This window comes from Halobacterium sp. CBA1126, assembly GCF_009741975.1.
Taxonomy (GTDB): Archaea; Halobacteriota; Halobacteria; order Halobacteriales; family Halobacteriaceae; genus Halobacterium.
Map to the genome: position 1 here is coordinate 1 of NZ_WPCF01000143.1, position 5,237 is coordinate 5,237.

6 protein-coding genes and 1 pseudogene are annotated in these 5,237 nt (G+C 72.4%); 1 reads left to right on the top strand and 6 read right to left on the bottom strand.

Annotation, left to right across the window (positions count from 1 at the left end; translation table 11 throughout):
- The 3 genes from GJ634_RS13985 to GJ634_RS13995 all read right to left on the bottom strand — a co-directional run.
- On the bottom strand, positions 1-904 hold a 904-nt coding region (locus tag GJ634_RS13985; RefSeq protein ID WP_331714190.1), incomplete at its 3' end, for a phospholipase D-like domain-containing protein.
- Positions 905-1,425: 521 nt separating this feature from the next.
- Entirely contained in the window at positions 1,426-2,715 is a 1,290-nt protein-coding gene (locus GJ634_RS13990) for a HEAT repeat domain-containing protein (RefSeq protein WP_157503480.1), read from the bottom strand.
- A gap of 23 nt (positions 2,716-2,738) precedes the next feature.
- Positions 2,739-3,428: a protein sorting system archaetidylserine synthase gene (locus GJ634_RS13995; protein WP_157503481.1), complete on the bottom strand. Its 690-nt coding sequence runs from the start codon at positions 3,426-3,428 to the stop codon at positions 2,739-2,741.
- Positions 3,429-3,556: 128 nt separating this feature from the next.
- Here GJ634_RS13995 and GJ634_RS14000 point away from each other — a divergent pair, with 128 nt between their 5' ends.
- Positions 3,557-4,006, top strand: coding sequence for a plastocyanin/azurin family copper-binding protein (locus tag GJ634_RS14000; RefSeq protein WP_157503482.1), 450 nt, complete (start codon positions 3,557-3,559; stop codon positions 4,004-4,006).
- A gap of 57 nt (positions 4,007-4,063) precedes the next feature.
- Here GJ634_RS14000 and GJ634_RS14005 read toward each other — a convergent pair whose 3' ends face one another.
- The 3 genes and pseudogenes from GJ634_RS14005 to GJ634_RS15660 form a co-directional block, all read right to left on the bottom strand.
- Positions 4,064-4,690 carry a 30S ribosomal protein S3ae gene (locus GJ634_RS14005; protein WP_157503483.1) on the bottom strand — a complete coding sequence of 209 codons (627 nt, stop codon included), beginning with the start codon at positions 4,688-4,690 and terminating at the stop codon, positions 4,064-4,066.
- Complete coding sequence (locus GJ634_RS14010; RefSeq protein WP_157503484.1) at positions 4,687-4,926, bottom strand: KEOPS complex subunit Pcc1; 240 nt, start codon at positions 4,924-4,926, stop codon at positions 4,687-4,689. Before GJ634_RS14010 ends, GJ634_RS14005 begins: the two co-directional genes overlap by 4 nt.
- Positions 4,923-5,237, bottom strand: a pseudogene (locus GJ634_RS15660) (hypothetical protein); the annotation flags it as partial. The gene GJ634_RS14010 and the pseudogene GJ634_RS15660, both read right to left, overlap by 4 nt.

Here is a 5,237-nt window from a genome sequence, read left to right on the forward strand (position 1 = left end):
CCGCGACGACGACCTCGCGGTTCTCGGTGGCGGCGTGCTCGTTCCAGTTCAGGCTGCCGACGAGCGCGCGCTCGCCGTCCACGACCGCGCCCTTGACGTGGACTTTCTCGTAGCGCGACCGGGGCGCCGCGAGCTTCGCGTCGAGGTCCAGACCCTCCTCGGCAGCGATGCGGTTCAGGCGTTCGGTGGTGTTCCGGTTGGATTCGCGGGCGTACCACTTCCCGGAGAGCAGCACGCGCACCTTCACACCGCGCCGGGCCGCGTCGACAGTCCAGTTCGTGAACGGGCTGTGCCGGTCGAGGCTCGCCTGCTCGACGACCAGCGACTCGTCAGCCGACGCGACCAGCTCGCGGACCCCCGACCGCGCGTTGTCTGGTGCGACCAGCACGCGGACGCCGTCGGCGCGCTCGTCGAGGGCCGGGAAGCGCGTCGGGTAGGATTCGGTCGCCGGGTCGCCGTCGACGACGGTGAAGTTCTCGCGGACGGTCTTCCACGGTTTGGCGTCCGCCCAGTCGGTGTCGGCGCGGAACACGTCCGCGAGGTGGTCGGCGACGCCCGCGTCCGCGACGGTGACGCCCCAGCCGCGGTTGCCGTGGCCGCCGGTCCCGGAGGGCTTCCAGTTCTCCGAGAGGACGACCGCGCGGTCGTCGGCGACGGCGTACTTCGCGTGGTGGAAGCTGTAGCGGGCGCGCTCGCCGTCCAGCACGTGGACGTCGACGCCCGCCGCGGCGAGCACGTCGAGGCGCGCGCCTTCGGGACTGGGTGCGCCGCCCGCGACGCCCCCTTCCACGAGGACGCGCACGTCCACGCCGCGGTCGGCGGCCGCGGCGAGCGCGCGAGTGGCGCGGGCGGACGTGAACGTGTACCCCGCGAGGTAGAGGCGGTCCTCCGCGGATTCGAGCACGTCGATGGGCGGGCCGGCGGCGTCGGGGAGCGCGAACGCGGAGACGGAGACGTTCGAGGCGGCGAACGGCGCGAACGACGACGCGCCCAGCGGCGTCCACTCGCTGCCGTCCCAGCGCTCGGCGGTCGGCGCGCTCGCGTACGAGAGCGCGTCGACGGTGCGGTTTCGGGCGCGGAGTTCGACGGTCTCGCCGCCGTTCGCGAGCGAGAGCGAGCGCGCAGGCCGACGACGGGGAGGTCGGTGCGCTCGCGGGCGGCCGCCGGCTGCGTCGACAGCGCGACCGTCCCGGAGAGCGTGCGGTTCGGGAGCGCGGCGGCGGTGTCGTCGTCGGCGACCGTCCAGCCCGTGGTGTTCGTCGGCTCGTCGAAGGAGACGGCGACGAACTCGCCGGCGTCGCCGTCGCTGGCGGGGTTCGGCGCGACGGCCGTGATGGTCGCCGACGCGAGCAGCGCGGCGAGCGCGAGGCGCGCGAGCACGGCCCGGGTTGGTCCCGGCTTCGCACGTAAAGGTCGGGGCGAGAATCAGGCGGCGGCTTCCGCGGCGTCCGCGTCGAGCGCGTCGGCGGCCTTCTGGGCCTCCTGTTCGACGATGTACGCGCGGTCGTCGGCGTACTCGGCGGCGGCCTCGAGCGCGCGCTCGGTGCCGATCTGGACGAGCGCCCACGCCGCGGACGCCCGCACCGTGTCGCTGTCGTCGTCGGCGAGCACGTCAGTCAGCGGGTCGATGGCCCGGGTGTCGCCGATGAGGCCGAGCGAGCGCGCGGCGCGGGAGCGCACGCTGTCGTCGTCGGCGACGAGCTGGTCGGCGACGTCCTGGGTGGTCTCCTCGCTGCCGATCTCGCCGAGCGCCTTCAGCGCGGTCGTGCGGAGGTCGGGGTTGCCCTCGGCGTCCACGAAGTCGACGACGTGCTCGATGCCGTCCTCGCTGCCGATGCGGCCGACGATTTCGACCGCGAGCGTGTTCCGGCGCGCCGCCCGCTCGCCCACTTCCTCTAAGGCTTCCTCGCTGGCGACGCGCTTGAGCGCCTCCAGACAGTGGCGCTCCATGAACTCGGAGTCGCCCATGTGTTCGAGGCAGAGCAGGATCATGTCGACGTTCTCGCGCTGCTCCCACTGCTTGAGCGCCGTCCACTCCGGCGGGAAGTCCTTGCGCTTCTGGCCCATGACCTCGTAGTAGCCCTCCGCGCGGAGCTTCTGCCGGACCGAGAGGTCGTCCCACTCCTGGGCGTCCTCGACGCCCGCGGTGAGCGCGTCGGTCGCCTCCGTGAGCGCCTCGACGGTCTCGGCGTCCTCGTCCGGGTCGAGGCCGGCGGCGTCGACGGCTTCGGCGACCTCCTCGAGTTCCTCGGCGAGCGCCTCGGGGTCGGCGACGTCGCCGCCCACGAACGACTCCTCGAGCGCGTCCCCGGCGGCGTCGAGGTAGTCGCTGACCGCGGTCTGGAGTTCCGCCTCGCCCTGTTCGGTCCAGCGCGTCGACTCCAGCGCTGACTGGGCGTCCTCGATGGCGGCGACGACGTCCTCGGCGTACGGCCCGCGCTGGGCTTCGAGGTCGTCGCGGAGTTCGGAGAGCCGGGACTCGATTTCGTCGGCGGGGTCCTCCTCGTCCTCGTCGTCGGGTTCCGGGAGGTCCGCGGACTCGAGGTCCGACTCGACGCCGTCGAGGATGGCTTCGACGTCGTCGAGGTCGGCCTCCGTCTCGGCGCTCTCGAGGGCGTCGGCGGCGTCGTCGAGACGCTCCTGAAGCGTTTCTACGTCCACGTCCGTGGCCGGCGCGTCGGCCGACTCCTCGGGTTCCTCGTCCCCGTCGCTCATACTACGTGCTTCCGCCAGCGCGCCTATGAGCGTTTCCCTTCGCCGCGCCAGTAGAACCGCGGCGCGAGCAGGAGGTACGCGGTCGCCCACGCCAGCAGCGCGCGGGGGAACAGCCGCGGGCCGAGCGTCGGCGCGAGCACGGCGGCGGCCTGCACGGCGCCCATCGCGAGCGCGTCCCGCGAGTAGAGGTCGGGGTACGTGATGGGGGAGACCATCAGGAGCGTGAGCGCGGCGACGGCCGCGGCGACGACTCGCGGGTCGCCGACGCCCGCGAGCACGCCCGCCGCCAGCAGGGTCGCCGCGAGCGTCGTCGGCACCCCCTCGGTGTGGTCGTTGCCCGTGTCGTAGGCCGTGTAGAGGCCGAGGCGGACGACGCCCGCTGCGACGAACAGCGCGCACGCGGCGAGCGCCGCGGCGCCGAGCGCGCTCTCGAAGCCCCACGCGTCCCGGGCGACGACGGCGACGAGGAACGCGGGCGCGACGCTGAACGACGCCACGTCCGCCAGCGAGTCGAGGTGTTCGCCGGCCGGCGTCCCGCCGTACCTGCGCGCGAGCACGCCGTCGAGCCCGTCGGCGATGGCGGCGAGCAGCACGAGACGCGCGGCCAGCGCGACGTCGACGGTGGCCGCCACCACCGCCACGAACCCGAGGGCCGCGTTCGCCGCGGTCACGGCGTCCGCGACGCCCAACCGGCCGACGAAGCGGGGTTGCATGTTCCGTGCATCTCGGCAGGCGTCCTTACGTGTTTACATCCGGATTCTCACCGGCCGGTGCGCGTCGAGGGCTCGGGGCGTGCGGCCGTACCGCGCCGTATAAATGGCCGACGGACCGACTGTCGAACATGCAACGCCGGGCGTTCCTCGCGGCAGCCGGCGCCGGCGTCACCGCGACGCTGGCCGGCTGCGTCGGGCCGTCGCTGTCCAGCTCGGAGTACGACATCGGCATGCAGTCGAACGCGTTCGTCCCCGACCCCGCCGTCGAGGGCGCGGACGTGCCGACGTTCGAAGCGAGCGCGGGGGACACCGTCGTCTGGGCGAACACCGGCTCGCGGAACCACACCGTCACCGCCTACGAGGACGGCATCCCCGAGGACGCCGAGTACTGGGCGTCCGGCGGGTTCGACGGCGAGGAGGCCGCCCGCGAGGCGTGGGCACAGAGCATCGGGGGCGGCGGCATCGTCCGCCCGAGCGAGACCTACGAGCACACCTTCGAGGTGCCCGGCGACCACTACTACGTCTGCATCCCCCACGAGGGCGCGGGGATGGTCGGGAAAATCGTCGTCACCGAGTGACGGCCGCGGCGCTGTCGACGCGGCGGGCGCGAAAAGGGTAGTTCGGACGGCGCGGCGTCAGGCGTCCTCGTCTTCGACGCCGACGGACGTCTCTTCTTCCTCGTAGACTTCCTCGGGCGGCGCTTCCAGCGTCGCCTTCTGGACTTCCACGCGGCGGAGCGGGTAGATGGTGTTCGCCTCGTCGTAGATGGCCGAGGAGAGCCGGCCCTCCGTGATGGAGTCGATGAGCGCCTCGAACGTGCGCTCCTCGCCGGCTTCCTCGACGAGGTCGATCATCGTGCGGCGGATGGCCTTCTGCTGGCTCTGGTCGGCCTGCTTGGTCGTGTACGCGACCGGCTGGATCTTCACGCGGTAGTCGTCCGTCGTGAGGACCGTGATGGTCACGCCGATCTTCGACGAGCCGCGGCGGACGAGGCTGCGCTTGTAGTCCCGCGTGAGCTCGTGCTTGACGAACTCCGTGGACGCGGTGTCGCTGCCGACGTCGGTCACCTGGAAGGTGAGCTTGACGTTGTTCTCGCCGCCGTCGACGAGCTCGTCGAGCGTCGTCTCGATGGTTCGGTCGTAGACCTGTTCTGGTTCGTCGGCGGGCGTCTCGCCGAGCTCCTGCCGGTCGAACTCCTCCGGCGCGAGCACGGTGTACCACCGTTTCTCTTGGTTCTGCTTGGATACGGAACGTTCGCTCATGGTTCGTGTGTCGTGTGTCGGTTCGCGTGCTGTACGACTTCCGCTGCCACCGTGACGTTCACGACGTAGTCGTCGACCGTCGACTGGAGGCCGCCAGTGTCCCCGCGCTCGATGCGCGTGACGACGCTGCCGTCCTCGACTCGCGTGTCCATCTCGGCGGTGTTGTCGGGGCGGACCGCGGCCGCGACGACCCCGGGGTCGGAGACCTCGGTCGAAATCGTCGCCGTCCGCGTCATAGGCCACCCCGCACTGTGTCGACGAGTGCTTCGCTGTGGTCGGCGTCGAAGTCAGCGACCGCCAGCGTCGCCGTCCCCACGCTGTCGGGGAGGACGTCGCGGGCGTCCGCGTCCGTGGTCGCGAGCGCGGCCGTGCCGTCGCCGACGACGAGCACCGCCGGCTCACGAGCCCGGTAGTCCCGGACGAGCCGCGCGACGGTCGGCTGCGCGGCGTCCGCCTCGGCGACCTCGACGGCGCTGTACCGCGACGGGTCCGCGCGCCGGACTGCCGCGTGCGCGTCGCCGGCGTGGTCGCGCCACGCGTCCAGCGC

Coding starts and splice junctions, on each gene's coding strand:
- GJ634_RS14010 (WP_157503484.1), bottom strand. CDS start 4,926: ATGACGCGGACGGCGACGATTTCGACCGAGGTCTCCGACCCCGGGGTC.
- GJ634_RS13990 (WP_157503480.1), bottom strand. CDS start 2,715: ATGAGCGACGGGGACGAGGAACCCGAGGAGTCGGCCGACGCGCCGGCC.
- GJ634_RS14005 (WP_157503483.1), bottom strand. CDS start 4,690: ATGAGCGAACGTTCCGTATCCAAGCAGAACCAAGAGAAACGGTGGTAC.
- GJ634_RS13995 (WP_157503481.1), bottom strand. CDS start 3,428: ATGCAACCCCGCTTCGTCGGCCGGTTGGGCGTCGCGGACGCCGTGACC.
- GJ634_RS14000 (WP_157503482.1), top strand. CDS start 3,557: ATGCAACGCCGGGCGTTCCTCGCGGCAGCCGGCGCCGGCGTCACCGCG.